This window comes from Arcicella aurantiaca (assembly GCF_003148625.1).
GTDB lineage: Bacteria > Bacteroidota > Bacteroidia > Cytophagales > Spirosomataceae > Arcicella > Arcicella aurantiaca.
Genome location: NZ_QGGO01000021.1, coordinates 68,184 through 88,874 on the forward strand (window position 1 = coordinate 68,184; position 20,691 = coordinate 88,874).

A 20,691-nucleotide genomic window follows, 5' to 3' on the forward strand; every position below is an offset into this window, starting at 1 on the left:
GTCATGAAGCGTTTATTTTATCTTTTTGCTCTGACGACATTAGGAATGTGGTCGTGCGTTACCGAAATACGAGATTTTGAACAAATTAGTAACGATTCCTTCTTAACAGTTGAGGGTTCGTTATCAAATCAGATTGGACCTCACAGAGTCACGGTTTCTTCTTCATCGCCAAGTTTGAGTATCAACGTTGAAAATATACCCATTAAAGGTGCTGATGTTTTTATCACTGATAATAAAGGAAATAGAGAAAACCTGAAAGAATTTGTCGATGGAATTTATGAAACATCGGCTAATTTTCAGGGAGTTGTAGGCAATATTTACACACTTCATATTAATTTGAGAAATGGTAAAAAGTATGAGTCAACACCTGAGAAATTAATTGCAGTTCCTAATATTGATAAAGTAAATGCCAATTTTACGGTAAAAACCAATTATCCATTAACAGATGTGAGAAGTGTTGGTTTTGATGTTTCGATTGACTTTAAGGATTCTCCAGAAACGGGGCAATATTATCAATGGAAATGGACGCATTATGAAAGAACTGTTTTCTGTGCAAGTTGTAATCTTGGCTATGATTATGGTTTAGGGAAATGTAGTTTAGTGCCAAATTATCCCTACGGACAATCATCGCCAGAATTGATAAATTATTTGTGCAGTTCTCAATGTTTTGATGTTCTGTATAGCTCAACTTATAATATTTTATCGGATAATCTCTTGAACGGACAGGAAATTAAAAACTATCCAATCATGAGAATCCCCTATGACGACAGAACGAACTATTATTTGAAAATTGAGCAAAGAGCCATTTCTGAGAAAATGTATCGTTATTACAGAAGTATAAAAGACGTTACGCAAAGCTCAGGGACACTTTTTGATGTGCCTGCCGAAACACAGTTTAGCCCAAATATGTTTAATGTTGATAACAAAGACGAAAGGATTTTAGGGCTTTTTGAAGTATTTGGCTCAGATAAACGCATTGTTTATATTGACAGACAAGTGGGAACAGATGGATATAGTCCTGTAAAACCACAAATTGCAGGTAGAACATTACCGCCGCCACCAGGTGCTATCAGTGGGCCAAGAGCTTACTGCATTGAAGGAAAATATAGAACCACCAGAGAGCCTGAGGCTTGGAAAGACTAACCATTAAGATGAGTATAAAATCAAGTACATATTTACTGTTTGGAGTGATTATTGGCTTCTGTTTTTTCGTTTCTTGTAAAAATGAGAAAACACTTTTTGAGAAATTAAAAGCTGAGAAATCAGGAATTGAGTTTGCCAATATCGTAACCGAATCAGAACAAGAGAATATTCTCAACTATGAATATTTTTATAATGGCGGTGGCGTGGCGTCAGGAGATTTTAATAATGATGGCTTGGTAGATTTGTATTTTACGGGAAGTCAAGTAGATAATAAATTGTATTTGAATAAAGGTGAAAACTTACAATTTGAAGATATTACTGAAAAAGCAGGTGTAGCAGGGCGAAATGGAGCTTGGAAAACGGGTGTTAGTGTCGTAGATATTAATGCCGACGGTTGGTTAGATATTTATGTTTGTTATTCGGGTTTGAGGGATTCTACGTTACGCAAAAATCAATTATTCATTAATAATCGCAATCTAACTTTCAGTGATAAAGCCGCTGAATACGGTTTAGACGATTCGGGATATTCTACACAAGCAACTTTTTTTGATTATGATTTAGATGGAGATTTAGATTGCTTTTTGGTCAATCATAATCTCGCAGGTTACCAACGCAAAGAGGCATCAGTCATGCGAAATGCCTATGATTATAACGCAGGGGATAAATTGTTTAGAAATGAAGGGAATAATCGATTTGTGGATATTTCTAAAGAATCGGGCATTAAAAGTAATCCACTTGGTTTTGGTTTAGGCGTGATGATTTCGGACATTAATCAAGATGGTTATCCCGATATTTATGTGACGAATGATTATGTAGAAGACGATTATTTGTACATCAATCAGCGTAATGGTACTTTCAAAGATGAATTGCGTGAGCGAATCGAACATACTTCGTATTCGTCAATGGGCATTGATATTGCCGATATAAATAACGATGGTTTGTCTGATATTTTTACGTTGGATATGTTGCCAGAAGACAATGCACGTCAAAAATTATTGCTTTGGGCGGATAACTGGAATACGTATCAGGCACAATTACAAAATGGTTTTTGGCACGCCAATATGCGTAATATGTTGCAAGTAAATAACGGAAATGGCGGTTTTTCGGAAATTGGGCAATTAGCAGGAATTTCAAATACAGATTGGAGTTGGGGAACGCTTTTGGCAGATTTTGATATGGATGGTTACAAAGATATTTTCGTAACCAACGGAATTGGCAGGGATTATACCAACGCCGATTTTATCAAATATTACAATGATGAAGAAGCAAATGGCTCAAGAAAACCGTTTTTAGAGCATTTGAAACAAATGCCGACGAGCCAGACGAAGAATTATATTTTCAAGAATAATGCTGATTTGACTTTCACAAATGCTCAAAAAGATTGGGGTTTCGACCAAGCAACGGTGGCGAGTGGTTGCGTTTATGCCGATTTGGACAATGATGGAGATTTGGAACTCATCACCAATAATTTGAATGAACCTGCAAGGATTTATAAAAACACCCAACAAGAAAATACCCCCAAGAATTTTGTTCGCATTAAGCTAAAAGGTTCGGCTTTAAATCCTTTTGGTATTGGGGCAAAAATTACGGTAAAAGCGAATCAAAACATTCAAACGCAAGAGGTTTCGCCAACGCATGGTTTTCAATCGAGTAGTATTGGAGATTTACTTTTTGCGTTGCCAAATGAAATTAAAAAGTATGATGTTGAAATAAAATGGGTTGACGGAGCAACGCAAAAACTGTCAAATATGTCAGTAAATCAATTACTTACAATTGATTATGCAAAAGCGATTCATGAAAAAACTTTGCCTATAAATCCACAAAATGGACTTTTAACTCCGACTCCGTGGCTGGTGTCCGCACCAGCTACATATCAACATTCTATTGCTCCAATTAACAATTTTGACCGTCAGGTGATGTTACCAACGCATTATTCTTACACAGGTCCTAAAATGGCAGTTGGTGATGTGAATTTAGATGGAATCAATGATGTGTTTATTTGCGGAACAATGGAGCAAACAGGAGTATTTATTTTGGGAAATAAAACGAATCTACTAAAACTCAATTCTCAGCAAAAACACAACAATCAAGATGCTGTAATTCAAGATTTTAACGGGGATAAATTCCCAGATTTATACATTGCTAATGGTAATTATACTAATGCTCAATTTACAGAACAAAATGATGAATTGTGGTTAAATGACGGAAAAGGAAATTTCAAACAAACTGCTTTATTGGAAGACCAAACTAACAGTTTATGCGTAAAATCACTTGATTTCGACCGTGATGGAGATATGGATTTATTCGTCGGAGGACATATAAAGCCGAATCATTATCCGTTTTCAGAAGAAAGTTTTCTGCTCAAAAATGATGGAAAAGCACATTTTGCAAAAATCCCATTAGGTGATTTAGGTTTAGTAACAGACGCAAGCATTACAGATTTGGACGGTGATAAATTTGAAGAAATTATTGTAGTAGGAGAGTGGTTGTCGCCAGTTATTCTGAAAAATACGAAAGGTAAATTCAGTCAATCTCCGCAAAATGACAATTTAAAAGGTTGGTACAATACCATTGAAAAAGCGGATATTGATGGCGACGGTGATGATGATTTTATTGTAGGGAATCTTGGAACAAATACGCAAATGAGAGCAATGCAAAATGAACCTGCTTCTTTGGTTTATGACGATTTCGACCAAAATGGAACGACCGATTTTTTTATGAATTATTACATTCAAGGAAAATCGTATCCTGCTTATTCTCGTGATGAAGTGGCGGAACAAATGCCTATTCTGAAAAAGAAATTCCCTGATTATAAGACCTTTTCCGAAGCAACGATAAATGATTTTTTTGAAGCAAATGTATTAGAAAAAGCCAAGAAAAAAGAAATCAATACGTTGAAAACCTTAATTTTAGAGAATAAAAAAGGTGAGTTAATTGCCCACGATTTACCAATTCAAGCTCAAAATGCTCCAGTTTACGCCATTTTAGCAGAAGATTTTAACCATGATGGTAAAAAAGACCTTTTGCTGATGGGTAATAATAGCAAGTTCCGATTGAGAATTGGGAAGGTTGATGCCAATACGGGCGTAATGCTTTTGAATAAAGGGAATTTTAATTTTGAACCCGTTTCAACTCAGCAATCAGGCGTGTATGTGCGTGGTGATGTACGGTCGGTGAAACGAGTTGGTAAAAATATCTTCGTGGGTGTTTGTGAAGGGAAAATACAAGTATTTAGTAACACAGGCTTTAGTCTGTAAGTGAAAAATACAGACTAAAGTCTGTGTTACGTTAAACAACCATTTTTATAATACAAATGAAAAAAATATCTCTTTTGCTTATCGGAATTATTGCATTTTCCTGTAATCAAAAATCATCTGACACACTTTTTGAAGAATTGCCCGCCTCAGAAACGGGGGTTGATTTTGCCAATAAAAGTCTCGAAAAAGAAGATTTTAACATTTTCAGATACCGTAATTTTTATAATGGTGGTGGCGTGGCTATTGGCGATGTAAACAACGATGGTTTTGCCGATATTTTCCTGACGTCCAATTTTGAAGACAATAAATTATATCTCAATAAAGGCAATAAAACCGCTATTCAGTTTGAGGACGTAACCAAACAAGCAGGCATTGTTGGAAAGAAATTTTGGAGTACAGGCGTAACTTTTGCAGATGTAAATGGAGATGGTTTTTTAGATATTTATGTTTGTAATTCAGGCAGTAGAGATGCTCGTGGAAACCAATTGTACATCAACAATGGCGTAAAAAATGGTAAGGTAACTTTCACTGAAAAAGCTAAAGAATATGGTTTGGAAGATGGTGGTTTTTCTACGCACGCTGCCTTTTTTGACTACGACCGTGACGGCGATTTAGATATGTATTCGCTCAATAATAGTTTTACGCCAATGGATAGACTTGGTTATGTAAACCTACGAAATGAGCGTGATAGATTGGGTGGTGATAAATTATTCAGAAATGATAATGGACATTTTACCGATGTTTCTGCTTCGGCTGGAATTTATGGGAGTTTAATTGGCTTTGGTTTGGGTATTACGATTGGTGATGTAAACAATGATAATTGGTTGGATATTTATATTTCTAACGACTTCTATGAGCGTGATTATCTATACATTAACCAGAAAAACGGAACATTCAAAGAGGATTTAGAAAACGAAATGCCACACATTAGTTTATCGTCGATGGGAGCTGATATTGCAGACATTAATAACGATGGCAATTTGGATATTTTCGTGACGGATATGCTTCCCGAAGGTGATGAAAGACTAAAGCAAACGACTACTTTTGATGGTTACGACCTCAACGAATTTAAGATAAAACAAGGTTATCATCATCAATCTGCTCGCAATATGTTGCACGTCAATAATGGTGATGGCACATTTTCTGAATCTGGACAATTAGCGGGAGTTCATGCCACAGATTGGTCGTGGGGAGCATTGATGTTTGATATGGATAATGACGGACAAAAAGATTTGTTTGTCGCCAATGGAATCAACAAAGATTTGACTGACCAAGACTACGTGGCTTTTTTAGGTGACGATAAAACCAAACAAATGGCTATTCAAGACCCTCGATTTAACCCTAAAGATTTGATAAATAAGACACCTTCAACGCCTGTTCCAAATTATGCTTTTAGAAATTTAGGAGGCTTGCGTTTTGAAAATGCCAGTCAGAATTTTGGACTTAATCGCATGGGTTTTTCAAATGGTTCTGCCTATGGCGATTTAGATAATGACGGAGATTTGGATTTAGTCGTGAATAATAACAATGAACCTGTTTCTATTTATCGGAATAAAGAAAATGAAACGCTCAAAAATCATTATTTGAAGGTAAAACTTAAAGGAACGGCGAAAAATTTAGACGGTATTGGTTCTACGGTAAAAATCTACCAAAAATCACAATGCCAAACGCTTCAACAAATGCCAAACCGTGGTTTTCAGTCGTCAGTTGATTTGACGTTGAACTTTGGTTTAGGTCAAAATCTTGCCATAGATTCATTGGTAATTATTTGGAATGACGACAAAAAACAAGTCATAAAAAATCCAAAATCAGACCAATTATTGGTGCTTGATTATAAAAATGCCAATCAACTTTTCAAATTCCAACCTTTAGCAACTTCATTGCCATTTACGGATATTACAACACAAACACTTGATTTCAAGCACGTTGAAAATGACTTTGTGGATTATAATCGTGACCTTTTACTGAAACAGAAATATTCAACACAAGGACCTGCTTTAGCCGTTGGAGATGTCAATGATGATGGTTTAGACGATGCGTATATTGGTGGTTCTCAGGGATTTGCAAAGAATTTATACATTCAGCAAAAAGATGGCAAAATGCTTCCTGCTAAAACGGAGGCGTTCAGCAGAGACAACTATTTAGAAATTGTGGACGCTCTTTTCTTCGATGCCGATAATGACAAAGACCTTGATTTATATGTAGTTACAGGAAGTAACGAATATAATCCAGACGATTTACAACTTCGTGACCGTCTGTATATGAATGATGGTAAGGGCAATTTTACCGAAAACACTAATTTACCCGCTATTCTGGCAAGTGGTTCATGTGTAAAAGCAGGTGATTATGACAAAGATGGAGACTTAGATTTATTTGTTGGTACAAGATTGACACCATCTTTATACGGACGAAATCCAGAAAGTACACTTTTGCAAAATGACGGAAAAGGGAATTTCAAAGACGTAACCAAAACTGTTTTGGGAGACGCTCGAAATGTAGGAATGATTACAGATGTGGCTTGGTTAGATGTCAACGGCGATAAATATCCAGAATTAATTTTAGTAGGCGATTGGATGCCTGTAACCATTCTGAAAAATGAAAAGGGCGTTTTCAAAAAAGATGCTGATTCAGAAATTCCAGTTTCAAATGGTTGGTGGAATTGTATGCAACCTGCTGATATAGATGGCGATGGCGATACCGATTTCGTATTGGGGAATTTAGGAATGAATCACAATTTCAAAGCCTCTGAAAATGAACCCGTTGAATTGCATGTGAACGATTTTGATAAGAATGGAACAACCGAGCAAATTATCACTTGCTATCGTCAAGGAAAAAGTTGTCCTGCCATTTTGAAAAGCGATTTACAGAAACAAATTCCGAGTATTAAACAGAAGTTTTTGAAGTTTTCGGATTATGCCAAAGCCTCAATCAACGATTTATTTTCTGATGCTCAATTATCAGGAGAAACTGTGCAAATGGTTAATAATACGCAATCTTCTTTTTTAATAAATGAAGGAAATGGGAAATTTACCTTGAAAGCATTGCCTTACGAAACACAAATTTCACCCATCAATAGCATTCAAATTCTTGACTATAATAAAGACGGTAAACAAGATATTTTGTTGGCAGGCAATTTCTTTGATAATATTCCAGAAGTAGGTCGCTATGATGCCAATTATGGAATTATTTTGGAAGGAAAAGGCAAAGGAAAATATGATGTTCAGAAATCAAAAGAAACAGGCTTTTTTACTAAAGGACAAGTACGTAAAATGCGTATTTTGAATGGTTTAGGAGGTAAAAAAGAAGTTGTTTTAGTGAAAAATAACGACAAGGCTCAGGTGTTTGGGTTGAAGTAAATTGATGTTTTGGCACGCAGATAACGCAGATTTTAAAGGATTTGTATTTTGTACCAGATGGTTCTCTAAAATCTATCTAATAACAGATTCAAATATTTAATGCGTGTTCTTCGGATTCATCCTTTTTGGGCTATTGTTTATACATATTTTTTCAAGAGCCGTAGGCTCGGACAATTTTATAGCAACGGATTTTAATCCGTTGAAAATGATGTAAATAAAACATTTGAGTTACGTTAGGAATATCAATTTATTCTTTACCACGCTACCTTTCAAAATTGTCTAAAATCCGTTGTTACGAAATCGGTTGAGCCTAAGACTCTTATTGGCACTCAAAACTTGTGTATAAACCGTAGCTTTTTAAAGGACAAACCCGTTGAGACTCAAATATGTAATGTTTTTTGAAATTAGTATAATCTTGAGTTTGAAAAATTGAGGTGGACTGCAAGTATCATCAACGTGCTAAAAACGAACAAAAAAAATAAAAGAATTCAATGCGAAAGCAAAAAATATATATCCTAACCATACTTTTAATATCATCGCTACTTTCCTGCCAAAAAGGAACAGAAGATATAAAGCTGTTTGAAAAAGTATCCAGTTCAGAAACCAATATCACTTTTAGTAATAATTTAAAGGATACCAAAGACTTCGGTATTTTGGATTATCTCTATTTCTATAATGGTGGAGGCGTAGCTTCGGGTGATATAAATAATGATGGATTGGTGGATTTATTCTTTGTTTCCAATCAAGGAGAAAATAAACTGTACCTCAATAAAGGGAGCTTAAAGTTTGAAGATATTAGCCAAAAAGCGGGTATAAAAGGAAACGCCAATTGGAAAACAGGCGTAACAATGGCAGATATAAATGGTGATGGTTTTTTAGATATTTATGTGTGTGCCGTTGGAAAATATAAAAATCTCAAAGGGAGAAACGAGTTATTCATCAATAATAAAAACGGCACTTTTACAGAAAAAGCCCAAGAATACGGCTTAGATTTCTCTGGTTTTTCTACCCAATCCACCTTTTTTGACTACGATAAAGACGGCGACCTTGATTGTTTTCTCCTAAATCACGCCGTTCATACATCACGCTCGCACGGAAATATCAGTACGAGAACCGAAAAAGATGCCGATGCGGGAGATTATTTATTTGAAAATGTCAATGGAAAATTCCAAGATGTAAGCGAAAAAGCAGGTATTTTTCAAGCAACCATGGGTTATGGATTGGGCGTTGCCGTTGCCGATGTAAATAATGACGGTTGGGAAGATATTTATGTTTCCAATGATTTTCACGAAGATGATTATTTATACATCAATCAAAAAGATGGCGATGGTTCGTCACGACGATTTGTTGAAGAAAGTAGAACTCGCATGAAACATACCAGTCGTTTCTCGATGGGGTCAGACATTGCGGATATTAATAACGATGGCTTTTTAGACGTAATGACGTTGGATATGTATCCCGAAGATGAAACCGTTGAAAAAAGTTCGGCGGGAGAAGACCCGCTTGATATTTTTCTCCACAAATTAGAATTTGGATATTTTTATCAATACAGTCGTAACTGTTTACAACTGAATCAGGGAGGACAAAATTTTATTGACATTGCGGCTTTGGCAGGCGTTGTTGCTACCGATTGGAGTTGGAGCGTTTTAATGAATGATTTTGATGGAGATGGACTGAAAGATATTTTCGTTGCCAACGGAATTGTGCGTCGCCCAAATGACCTCAATTACATAAAATACACCATTGGTGATAATCCACAAAATGGTTTTGACCAAAAGGCTTTAGAGTTGATGCCCGATGGCAAGGTGCATAATTATTTTTTCAAAGGTACGCCAAGTTTACAATTTGAGGATAAATCTATGTCGTGGGGATTTGAGGAGGCAAATATTTCAAACGGAGCAACGTATGCAGATTTGGATAATGATGGAGATTTAGAAATTATCACTAATAATATCAACGAAGAAGCAACGATTTATAAAAACCATAATATTGAAAAATTACAAAATGCTTTCTGTAAAATTAATCTGAAAGGTGAAAATAAAAACACATTTGGAATAGGAGCGAAGGTAATAATCAAAGCTAATGGTATTGAGCAAACCCAGCAAAATATACCAACACGTGGGTTTATGTCGTCTGTAAGTTCAACCTTAACATTTGGATTAGGAAAAAATACCACGTTGATTGATACCGTGAAAGTAATTTGGGAAAGCGGTAAAGTACAAATTCTGGCAAAAGTAAAACCTAATACTGTTTTGACTTTGAATGAAAAAGATGCTTCCTTAATCAATAACGCTGGGAGGGTTCAAAACCCTCCCAGCGTTGAACAACTAACATTTACAGAAACTCTGAGTAAGCTAAATCTCAACTTCACCCACAAAGAAAACCAATATTTCGACTTCACTCGTGAATCTTTGATGCCGTTTAAAGTTTCAACGGAAGGTCCCAAAATGGCAATCGGCGATGTAAATGGTGATGGCAAAGACGATTTGTATGTATGCGGAGCGAGAAATCAAGCAGGAGAATTGTATTTGCAAAATAGTTCAGGTTTTTCTTCGTCAAAACAAGTAGGTTTTCAAGAAGATGCCATCTTTGAGGATGTGGATGCTGTTTTCTTGGATATTGATAACGATAAAGACCTTGATTTATACGTTGTTTCGGGTGGAAATGAGTTCTTGGATAATATGGTTGAACAATTCGACCGTGTGTATATCAACGATGGAAAAGGGAATTTTACAAGAGACAAAAATGCTCTTCCGTCCATGTTTACAAATAAATCTTGTGTGAAACCTTTTGATTTTGATAAAGATGGCGATTTAGACCTTTTTGTGGGCGGACGAGTTATGCCTTTTAATTATGGGAAAACGCCAAAATCGTACCTGTTAGTGAATAATGGCAACGGTTCATCACCACGATTTACGGATAAAACCACAACATTAGCTCCAGAATTACAAAATGCAGGAATGGTCACAAATGCCATTTGGACAGATACCGACAAAGATGGAGACGTTGATTTGACGATAATTGGTGATTGGATGCCAATTCAGACCTACCAAAACAACAAAGGTAAATTCACAAAAATAGATAACGGATTGACTGAAAACACAGGTTTTTGGCAAGGAATCGTAGCAGATGATTTTGATAAAGATGGCGATATAGATTTTGTTGTTGGCAACTTGGGAACGAATACCAAATTTAGAAAAAATCCGACAGGCAATATGTTAAAAATGTACGTCAAAGACATTGATAAAAACGAAAGCATAGAACAAATTTTAGCCTATAATCGAGGTGAAAAGTGGTATCCCGTGGCTATGAAAGATGAAATGGGTAAGCAAATTCCAAGTATTATCAACAAACATTTTACCGATTATTCGCAATATGCAGGCAAAGAAATCAATGATTTGTTGACTTCTAATGAACTGGACGGAGCGGAAGAAAAACAAGTAAATACCTTTGAATCGGTTTATGTAGAAAATTTGGGTGGTAATAAATTTAAACTGAAACCATTGCCAACTTTGGCACAAACTTCTAAAATAATGACCTTACTTTTAGACGATTATGATGGTGATGGAAAAAAAGACGTAATCATAGGCGGGAATTTTTATGGCTCAAATATGTATCAAGCTCGATATGATGGCAGTTACGGATTAATCTTAAAAAGCGATGGAAAAGGTAATTTTAAATCAATTATTCCAGCCCAAAGCGGTTTACTTTTGAACGATGAAATACGTGATATTCAGCAAATTAAAGTGAATAAAATACCATATTATTTAATTGCCCGAAACAATAATACTTTACAGGTTTTTAGAAAAAAGTAAGACAGACTTTAGTCTGTAATAAATCCCCAAAATACAGACTGAAGTCTGTGCTACTAATCACATGAAAAACAAAAAACTTATCCTTTGGTCGCTGACGGTAGCGTTGAGTGGCTTTTTATTCGGTTTAGATACTGCTGTTATTTCGGGAGCAGAACAAAAAATCCAAGCACTTTGGTCATTGAGCAATGCACTTCATGGTTTTGCGATTGCCATAGCTTTATACGGAACAGTTTTCGGGGCGGCTTTTGGTGGTTGGTTTGCGGATAAATTAGGAAGAAAAAGAGCGTTATTTTGGTTAGGAGCTTTGTTTTTTGTGTCAGCAGTAGGTTCTGCCATTGCTCAAGACGTTTATACTTTTATGATTTTTCGTTTCATTGGAGGTTTGTGTATTGGAGCTTCTTCAGTAGTTTCGCCTTTGTATATTTCAGAAATTGCACCTGCCAAAAATCGAGGTTTTTTAGTGGCTTTATTCCAATTCAATATCGTTTTCGGCATCATGATTGCTTACGTTTCCAACTACTTTTTCCAAGCAATGGGTGGCGAAAGCGACTGGCGTTGGATGTTAGGAATTGTCGGAATTCCATCTTTAATTTTTACAGGATTAACTTTATTGATTTCTGAAAGTCCACGTTGGTTAATTCTTCAAAAAAATGATATTGAATCTGCTAAAGCCGTTTTAAATGAAATTGACCCAGAAACAGCAGATAAAACTTTGGCTTCAATTCTTCAATCGCAACAAAATAATGCGAAATTAGGTAATGTTACTTTTTTCTCGAAACAATACGCTTTCCCGATTTTATTGGCATTTTTGATGGCATTTTTCAATCAAGTTTCAGGAATTAATGCTATCATTTATTACGCTCCAAGAGTTTTTGAAATGTCGGGCTTAGGAAAAGCAACGGCTTTACTTTCATCGGTAGGAATTGGACTTACAAACTTGATTTTTACCATGTTAGGCGTTTCTTTGATTGATAAATATGGTCGTAAAACTTTGATGTATATTGGCTCTATCGGTTACATAATTTCACTGAGTTTAATTGCCAGAGCATTTTACGTAGAACAATTTGACGGCATGACTTTCTTTGTATTTGCTTTCATTGCGGCTCATGCTATCGGTCAAGGAGCAGTTATTTGGGTATTTATTTCTGAGATTTTCCCGAATGAAGTTCGTGCTTCTGGACAAGCTTTAGGAAGTTTAACACACTGGGTTTTTGCGGCAATTATTACCAATATTTTCCCATATTTTGCAGGACAATTCGGTGGTACGCCCATTTTCTTATTCTTTACCGTAATGATGATTTGCCAATTTTTATACGTGTGGTTTTTAATGCCAGAAACAAAAGGTGTAGCTTTAGAAGATATGGATGTGCGTATTGGACATTAATTTATTTAGTGATTGAGTGAGTTGTGATTGAGTGAATTGTGAGTTAGTGATTGTTTGCAATGATATTACAATTTCCAAGTCAATAAAAAAAGGTTGAGATTCATCTCAACCTTTTTTTATTGACTAAAATTATATCCGTAAAATATTCACTAAATCACTCAATCACAACTCACAATTATTGCTATTCAAACATCAAAAATAACGTAACTGTATGAGCATTAAGCCGTTGAATATCCCTTGCATAAGCATTATTATTAGTTGGAGGAATAAACATATTGGTTAAACCGTGCGAAAATCTTAACTCTGGGGTGAATTTGAAGTATTTAAAAAACTGCTCGAAGCCAACGCCATATTCTAATGATAAATCTCCCGTTCTGGTATCCAATCTTTTAGTGGAAGCAGCATTTTTTCTAACATTTGCTTCTATCCCAATCTTTACGCCCGCATCTAAAAACATTCTTGAATTACCTCTTCTTTGAGATTTATACTTCATCAAAAGTGGAATTTCTAACCAAGTTGATTCTCTCAATTCTGCTGGAAAATTAGGCGAATGTGTAAAGCGATAATCAACTTCACGTCCGTACAAAGCAATATTTAATCCTGTTTTGAAATCAAAGCGGTCAGTTAATTTAAAATTTACTAAACCGCCTACTTGAAACGCAAAGTTTCCAGGGGAAACAATCGTAACCGAAGAATCAGACGTACTCCCTGACCCTAAATTTTTGCTATGATAAACATTGAATCTGGACGAGCCAAAGCCAAACAAAAAGCCAAAATGGACAATCTTGTCATCGTAAAACTCATCGTAAATTCGCTTGTATTCATATCGTTGAGCAGTAGCTTCACTCGATAATCCAACTACGAAAATACAAGAGAGAACAGTAAAGAAAATTACTTTCTGCCTATATAAATGGTACTTATTCCAAAAGTAAGTGGTAAACATTGAGTGTTGTTAAAGCCCGCACGTTGGAATATCTTTATAAAATCGCTTCCCTCTGGAAATGCCTGCACTGAATCGTACAAGTATGTATAAGCTGAAGTATCTTTTGATACGATTTTACCAACTGTAGGCAGAATGTTTTTAAAATAAAAGTTATACAATTGTTTCATCGGAAACCCTTGTGGCTTAGAAAACTCAAGGACAATACACGTTCCTCCTGTTTTCATCACACGGCACATATCTGTCAAACCTTTTTCAAGATTTTCAAAATTACGTACTCCAAAACTAACGATAACCGCATCGAAAGTATTGTCTTCAAAGTGCAATCTTTCAGAATCACCTTTTTCTAAAGTAATGACAGAATCCATGCCAAGTTTTTTGATTTTCTCACGACCAAAACTCAACATCCCTTCCGAAATATCCACACCCACAATTTTATCAGGTTTCAACGCCAGTGCCTCAATGGCAAAATCACCAGTACCTGTGGCAATATCCAAAATAGTTTTTGGTTGAGCTTTCTTTAATAATTTAATGGCTTTTTTACGCCACAAAATATCAATACCGCCACTCAATAAATGATTTAAGAAATCATATTTGTGGGAAACGTTATCAAACATTTGAGCTACTTGCTCCTTTTTAGAAGCATCCTGCTCTTTATATGGTAATACTGTCATGTTATGTAGCACGGACAGCCTTGTCCGCTTTAATTATGAAGAATGGACTATATCCATCAAAAGCTAATTTCATTATAATGAACCTGTTTAATAAGTTATTTCAACTTCCCGAAACAATTCCATTGTGGGTTAAACTTTCGGGAAGTTCCCACAATCAAAGATTTTAGGATAAAAATTATTTAGAAAGCTTATTAAACAGTGTATTCAATAACAAAATTACAATACACTTCTTAGATAACCCCTCATTTAAAAAGAATGTTTCTCGAAAACTCCTTTTTCCCATATTTACCGTATATTGTTGCAAGTAAGAATTAGCTTTTGGTCAATAAATCACTCATTCACTCATTTAAAATATGCAAAACATCGGACTTTACCTCATGTCGTTACTTTATACAGCTGCAGGAATTTATCACTTCGTTAAACCCAAATTTTACCTTGCTATCATGCCACCGTACATTCCCAACCATAGTCTGATGGTTTTGTTGAGTGGCATAGCGGAAGTTGTTTTAGGCTTAGCCTTACTCTTTCCCGCCACTCGTAGCCTTGCCGCTTGGGGAATTATCTTGATGTTAGTCACATTTTTACCTGTGCATATTTTCATGATAAGCTCAGGGAAATTTGCTAAAATCCCAGAATTAGTCCTTTATGTAAGAATCCTACTCCAGTTTGTGTTGATTTATTGGGCTTATCGTTATGTGTAGTATTTTAAGTTTTTGAAAATATTAAATGTTTGATTTGTAACTCATTGATTTTCAATGAGTTTTTTTTTTTTTGAAATATTGTTGTTTTTATTTTCGTAGAAAAATGTACTTGTAGGAGTAAAAATAAGTTCTATATTTGTTGATAGTTAACCTACTTTAAAGCAATTTATTAGACCTGTAATACAATAAACTACCTATGGAATTAAACCCTTCTAACGCTGGCGGGCGTGAAATTGAATTTACTCGTCAAGAAATTAAAGTCCTCAAATTAGCTGCTGACGGACTCCTAAACAAAGAAATTACTGATAACCTCAAAATTGCGGAAACCACTGTAAAACGCCACCGACAAAACTGTATGAGTAAGTTGGGTATTAAAGGAAAACAAGCCATGAATAGATTTTTGATGAAACTTAATACACAAAATATTAACCAAGTACCACAAAATTGGTACTAAAATGGTACTTTGGTAGTATTTACTTTGGGAGGAATGTCTTGCAAATTTGTAATGTTATTGCAATGACAAAGGCGGAATCTGAAAAGCCTTAAAGAGAGTAAGAAAAATGCCCCACCACAGTTTGGAGACCGAAGGAGGGGCAATAGTCTCATGTTTCACATAAAACCAAAGTAAAAGTATGAAAAATTTATTTTCAAAGCTATCTTTGATAGCTGTATTATTGGCTGTATTTTTTACTTCTTGTCAGAAAGAAGATGTTTCAGCACTTACTGAAGGAGATAAACCTTCTGCTGCAAGAAAGGCAGATATATTAGCCGAACCTACTTTTTATAACGTTATTTACAACCCTGATAACGGTGATGTTACGGTTGACCAATATCTGAAAAGAGCAAGGAAAAACTTAATACCACAATTAGGAAGTGCAAGTGTTTTAATGAAAAACCTTGACTCTTGGGCAAATAGTAAGCCATCTGCTGTTAGACCCGATGCTCTTGCTTTTGTAAGTGATATTAATAATCCTGCTTATTGGCCTGTTCGTGTAAATTTTAATGGTAAACAATGTGTTGTTTTTAGAGGAGGAAGTTCATTTGTGCCAAGAGACCCTTCAACTCCTACTGGAACAGATGGTGATTATAGAATAAATAGTGCTAATGGACTTGTACGGACAGAATATGGTCTTTCGTTAGAACTGGATTATAATAAGCCTTATATATCAGGAAATGGGTATAAAATTACCTACTTGCCGTCAAGTTTGAAAATTATCCAACGAGGTGTTCGACCAGACCATTTTGAGATTGTTTCGACACAAGAAATCAGTGTAACACAGTACAAATCGCTCTTATCTCAAATTCAATCAGCAGCAGCACAATAAAAATCAATAAACATAATTTTTATTTGCTTTATGAAACTTTACAATATGAAAGAAAGCAAAAAAATACAAGTAACAGTTATTGGATACTTAGGCAATGAACCGTCTGAATGGATAAAATGTACTTTTAAAGATTATTATGGTAACAGTTGGGATATAACCATAAAAGATTGCGATATATCAGGGAGTTGGGAAAGACAAGAAGTGCAATTTCCTGTAATAGGTTATCTTCATGGTCATGTTATTAATCAGATAAAAGAAAATAGAGAAACTATTTTTGAATTTGATGCTGACATAAGTGGTAGCCGAAAACTTAATGGAGAAATAATTTCTGAAACTGTTTTTATGATTTCTGAAAAGAATATATTGTCTTAATTTTATGAAAGGCTTTAAAAAAGTTAAGTACAAATTAACAATTCCCAAAAAAACGTTGCCCCAAAAGGACAACGTTTTTTTACGCCCAAAAAATAAATTTGTTATGCTTGCATACTATATTATTTGTCATTATTTTTACATAAAATTGTATGCAAGCATAGCAAATCTATTAAAACAATGGCACAGCAATATTCACGTCGTAACCTCGACTTTATGTTAAAGGAAGTTCTCAATGTTGCAGAGCTTACTAAATATCCTTATTTCCAAGACTATACGCCAGATATGTTTGATATGGTTTTGGATACCAATGAAGAAATTGCCGACAAAATTCTTCGCCCAGCTTATGTTTCTTCCGACCGCAATCAGCCCGAATTAGTGAATGGACAAGTAAAAGTACATCCAGCCGTGAGAGATTACGTGAAGGCGATGGGTGATGCAGGTTTGATTGGAGCAATGTTTAAATATGAACATGGTGGGCAACAATTACCAACAACTGTTGGGGCTGCTGCTGAGATGATTCGTGGCTCCGCTCATAATGCTTTTGTGATGTTTACGGGTTTGACATCGGGTTCATCACATTTGATTTATTCTTTTGGTTCGGATGAATTAAAAGAAAAGTTTGCCAACAAAATGGTGGATGGAACGTGGACGGGTTCTATGTGTTTGACCGAACCACAAGCAGGAAGTTCATTGTCAGACGTAATTACAACCGCTTCACCACAAGCGGATGGGACTTTCAAAATAAAAGGACAAAAAGTATTTATTTCTGCGGGCGACCATGACATTGCCGATAACATTGTTCACTTAGTTTTGGCTCGTATTGATGGAGCCCCATTGGGAACGAAAGGAATTTCATTGTTTGTTGTGCCAAAATTTAGAGATAATGGAAGTGGCTCATATACAGAAGATAACGACGTAATTTCAACGGGAATTTATCACAAAATGGGGCAGAAAGCTACCCCAGCTATGCACCTGACTTTTGGCGATAAAGATAATTCGGTTGGTTATTTGGTTGGAGAACCTAATCAAGGTTTGAAATATATGTTCCAAATGATGAACGAAGCACGTTTGGGCGTAGGCATGGGCGGAACTTATATTGCTTCTGCGGCTTATTATGCTTCATTGGAATATGCCAAAGAACGCCCACAAGGAAGACGTTTGAATAATAAAGATTTAACCGAAGGACAAACATTCATCATCAATCACCCTGATGTAAAACGGATGTTGTTGTTCCAAAAAGCCATTGTTGAAGGTTCTTTGGGCTTATTAATGGAATGTTATCTCTGGGAAGATATGATTAATGCTCTCGGACGAAATTCTGAAGAAGCAAAACCATATCAATTAATGCTCGATTTGATGACTACTGTTGCCAAAACGTATCCTGCCGAAATGGGAATCAAAGCCGTAAATGAAGGTTTACAAGTATTTGGGGGTTATGGTTATACCGAAGATTTCCCATTAGAACAAATGGCTCGTGACGTACGGATTATGTCAATTTATGAAGGAACGACGGGTATTCACTCATTAAATCTTTTGGGACGTGGAATCACTGCAAATGGTGGAAAAGCTCCTCAATTGTTGTTCGGGGAAATCATGAAAACCATTGAAGAGTCGAAAACACACGAAGATTTAAAACCTTACGCCGAGAAATTAGAAAAAGAATTAGGTCGCCTTCAAAAAGTAACGATGCACCTTTTGGGAATCGCAGCGAAGGGAGATAACGAAGTTTTCTTAGCTGATGCCAATTTATACATGGACTTCTTCGGAATTGTGGCAGTCGCTTGGATTTGGTTGAAACAAGGAATTGTAGCAAAAAATGCTTTGGTAAGTAACAACCAAGAAGGAGACGAATTAGCATTTTATGAATCGAAAATTCACACAATGAAATTCTTTTTCCATTATGAGTTAATCAAAACCTTGAGTTTATCTGCTCGTTTATTAGATACTGAAGTTTTGACAATCAACCAAGAAATCGAATTTGCCATATAACTTTTTTAAATTATCACGCACATCAATAAATTATGAATCCCTGCTCCAAGCAGGGATTTTTTTATTGTCTTTCCCCAACTTTTAAAGCCAAATTTAAGAAGTTTTCAGCAGGCGTTATTGGGCAAGTATAAGTCTCATTATAAGCACAATATGGCTGATATGCTTTGTTGAAATCTATCTCAATTTGATTGTTTTTTACGTCATTAACCCCAAAATCTAAGTATCTGCCTGCACCATAAGTTTCCTTATTAGAAGTTAAATCTTTGAAAGGTAAAAATAGATTTCCTTCTGGCGTTTTGAATATTTTTAAAGAATATTTTTTGCCCTCAATTTCAAAAGATACATTGCCATAAGCTTCGTATTCTTCGGCACTTCCGTCAGTCATAGAAATATTAATGGTTTGGTCGGATGCAAATTTATCCAATGTGCCAATAACCTTAAAATTTGGATTTATCTCAAAATATTTTAAACCCGAAAAAGTTGCTTTTTCTTTTATAGGAGATTCTTTATCAGTTTTAAGAAAATCATCTTTTTGTTTTCTTAAATCTTGAATGGTTGTAAGGTATTCATTATCACCAGTTTGTGGCGACTGAGGCGTTTCATTACCCGTTAATGAATATAGAATAATCGCAATTAAAACGGCTATAACCGAGAAGAGGAAAAATTTATTCTTGAACATAAAATCTGATTTTTTGACAAATGTAATAACGCTGAATGAAAATCCGTATTCTATTAAATACTAACTTGCACCCCGAAAATAAATTAATGGAATTAGAGTTGAATGGGTTTAAAGTAAATACACATTAGAACATCCTTCGGAGGATATTCAAATGTATATAAGTAAGAAGAACAAATTAATTGATATTATAAATATTTACGTCAAATTGTAGGGGCGTATCGCATACGCCCACATTCTGACCATTTGGGCGTATGCGATACGCCCCTACATAATATCAAATAATTTATTTCTAACACTTAGCTTAACAAACTATTTCACCTAAATTCTAAATACCAAACCCCAAAATCATGTTTACAGGAATAGTTGAGGCCGTAGGCGAATTAAAAAATATTAAACCAGAAGGTACAAATATTACTTTCACTTTTACTTGTCCATTCACCAATGAACTCAAAATCGACCAAAGTCTTGCCCATAATGGCGTTTGTTTGACCGTCATTGATATTCAAGGAAATGAATATTCTGTAACGGCAATTGATGAGACTTTACAAAAGACAAATCTTGGTAAATTACAAATCGGCAGTAAAGTAAATCTTGAAAGATGTATGCCAGCTCATGGGCGTTTTGATGGGCATATTGTACAAGGACACGTTGACCAAACAGGAGTTGTTACGGCTATTACTGAACAAGATGGTTCTTGGCTTTTTGACTTTGAATATTCACCCGATGAACAAAATGTAACGGTCGAAAAAGGCTCAATTTGCATCAATGGAACAAGTTTGACCGTTTTCAATTCTGGAATTAATACTTTCAGAGTAGCCATTATTCCATATACTTACGAAAATACCGTTTTTCATACTTTCAAAGTTGGCGATGTGGTGAACTTGGAGTTCGATATTGTTGGAAAGTATATCAAAAAAATGCTAAAAATGTAACACAGACTTCAGCCTGTACAGAAAGTAACCCAGGCTTTAGTCTGTACAGAAAGTAACCCAGACTTTAGTCTGTACAGAAAGTAATCCAGACTGAAGCCTGTACAGAAAGTAACCCAGACTTCAG

The 20,691-nt window shown here is 35.5% G+C and carries 14 protein-coding genes; 11 read left to right on the forward strand and 3 right to left on the reverse strand.

The genetic code is table 11. The features are described 5' to 3' along the window. Window positions 1–3 precede the first annotated feature (3 nt). From LV89_RS17465 to LV89_RS17485, 5 genes are all read left to right on the forward strand, one after another. Complete coding sequence (locus tag LV89_RS17465) at window positions 4–1,143, forward strand: DUF4249 domain-containing protein (RefSeq protein ID WP_158279619.1); 1,140 nt, start codon at window positions 4–6, stop codon at window positions 1,141–1,143. A gap of 8 nt (window positions 1,144–1,151) precedes the next feature. Beyond that, on the forward strand, window positions 1,152–4,400 hold the full coding sequence (locus LV89_RS17470; protein ID WP_109744214.1) for a VCBS repeat-containing protein: 3,249 nt from the start codon (window positions 1,152–1,154) through the stop codon (window positions 4,398–4,400). Window positions 4,401–4,456: 56 nt separating this feature from the next. Then, on the forward strand, window positions 4,457–7,756 hold the full coding sequence (locus LV89_RS17475) for a VCBS repeat-containing protein (RefSeq protein ID WP_109744215.1): 3,300 nt from the start codon (window positions 4,457–4,459) through the stop codon (window positions 7,754–7,756). A gap of 491 nt (window positions 7,757–8,247) precedes the next feature. Further along, on the forward strand, window positions 8,248–11,571 hold the full coding sequence (locus LV89_RS17480; protein WP_109744216.1) for a VCBS repeat-containing protein: 3,324 nt from the start codon (window positions 8,248–8,250) through the stop codon (window positions 11,569–11,571). A 61-nt stretch (window positions 11,572–11,632) separates the two neighbouring features. Further along, a complete protein-coding gene (locus LV89_RS17485; RefSeq protein WP_109744217.1) occupies window positions 11,633–12,955 on the forward strand; it encodes a sugar porter family MFS transporter in 1,323 nt (440 codons plus the stop codon). A 181-nt stretch (window positions 12,956–13,136) separates the two neighbouring features. On the opposite strand, the gene porT is transcribed toward LV89_RS17485, so the two are convergent. Both porT and ubiE read right to left on the reverse strand, forming a co-directional pair. Then, on the reverse strand, window positions 13,137–13,898 hold the full coding sequence (gene porT, locus LV89_RS17490; protein WP_109744218.1) for a type IX secretion/gliding motility protein PorT/SprT: 762 nt from the start codon (window positions 13,896–13,898) through the stop codon (window positions 13,137–13,139). After that, the gene (gene ubiE / locus LV89_RS17495; RefSeq protein WP_109744219.1) at window positions 13,847–14,569 is read right to left on the reverse strand and encodes a bifunctional demethylmenaquinone methyltransferase/2-methoxy-6-polyprenyl-1,4-benzoquinol methylase UbiE; all 723 of its coding nucleotides are present in this window, start codon (window positions 14,567–14,569) and stop codon (window positions 13,847–13,849) included. The genes porT and ubiE overlap by 52 nt, the downstream gene beginning before the upstream one ends. A gap of 353 nt (window positions 14,570–14,922) precedes the next feature. Here ubiE and LV89_RS17500 point away from each other — a divergent pair, with 353 nt between their 5' ends. The 5 genes from LV89_RS17500 to LV89_RS17520 all read left to right on the forward strand — a co-directional run bounded on the left by LV89_RS17500 (window position 14,923) and on the right by LV89_RS17520 (window position 18,956). Beyond that, complete coding sequence (locus LV89_RS17500; RefSeq protein ID WP_109744220.1) at window positions 14,923–15,270, forward strand: DoxX family protein; 348 nt, start codon at window positions 14,923–14,925, stop codon at window positions 15,268–15,270. A gap of 196 nt (window positions 15,271–15,466) precedes the next feature. Further along, the gene (locus LV89_RS17505; RefSeq protein WP_109744221.1) at window positions 15,467–15,724 is read left to right on the forward strand and encodes a response regulator transcription factor; all 258 of its coding nucleotides are present in this window, start codon (window positions 15,467–15,469) and stop codon (window positions 15,722–15,724) included. Between the two features lie 178 nt (window positions 15,725–15,902). Continuing rightward, on the forward strand, window positions 15,903–16,595 hold the full coding sequence (locus LV89_RS17510; protein WP_109744222.1) for a hypothetical protein: 693 nt from the start codon (window positions 15,903–15,905) through the stop codon (window positions 16,593–16,595). A 45-nt stretch (window positions 16,596–16,640) separates the two neighbouring features. Further along, entirely contained in the window at window positions 16,641–16,967 is a 327-nt protein-coding gene (locus tag LV89_RS17515; RefSeq protein WP_146199197.1) for a hypothetical protein, read from the forward strand. 177 nt (window positions 16,968–17,144) lie between these two features. Continuing rightward, window positions 17,145–18,956, forward strand: coding sequence for an acyl-CoA dehydrogenase (locus tag LV89_RS17520; RefSeq protein WP_109744224.1), 1,812 nt, complete (start codon window positions 17,145–17,147; stop codon window positions 18,954–18,956). 61 nt (window positions 18,957–19,017) lie between these two features. On the opposite strand, the gene LV89_RS17525 is transcribed toward LV89_RS17520, so the two are convergent. Then, the gene (locus LV89_RS17525; RefSeq protein WP_109744225.1) at window positions 19,018–19,635 is read right to left on the reverse strand and encodes a DUF1684 domain-containing protein; all 618 of its coding nucleotides are present in this window, start codon (window positions 19,633–19,635) and stop codon (window positions 19,018–19,020) included. A gap of 347 nt (window positions 19,636–19,982) precedes the next feature. Between LV89_RS17525 and LV89_RS17530 the strand changes: the two genes are divergently transcribed. Further along, the gene (locus LV89_RS17530) at window positions 19,983–20,567 is read left to right on the forward strand and encodes a riboflavin synthase (protein WP_109744226.1); all 585 of its coding nucleotides are present in this window, start codon (window positions 19,983–19,985) and stop codon (window positions 20,565–20,567) included. The last annotated feature ends 124 nt before the right edge of the window (window positions 20,568–20,691 follow it).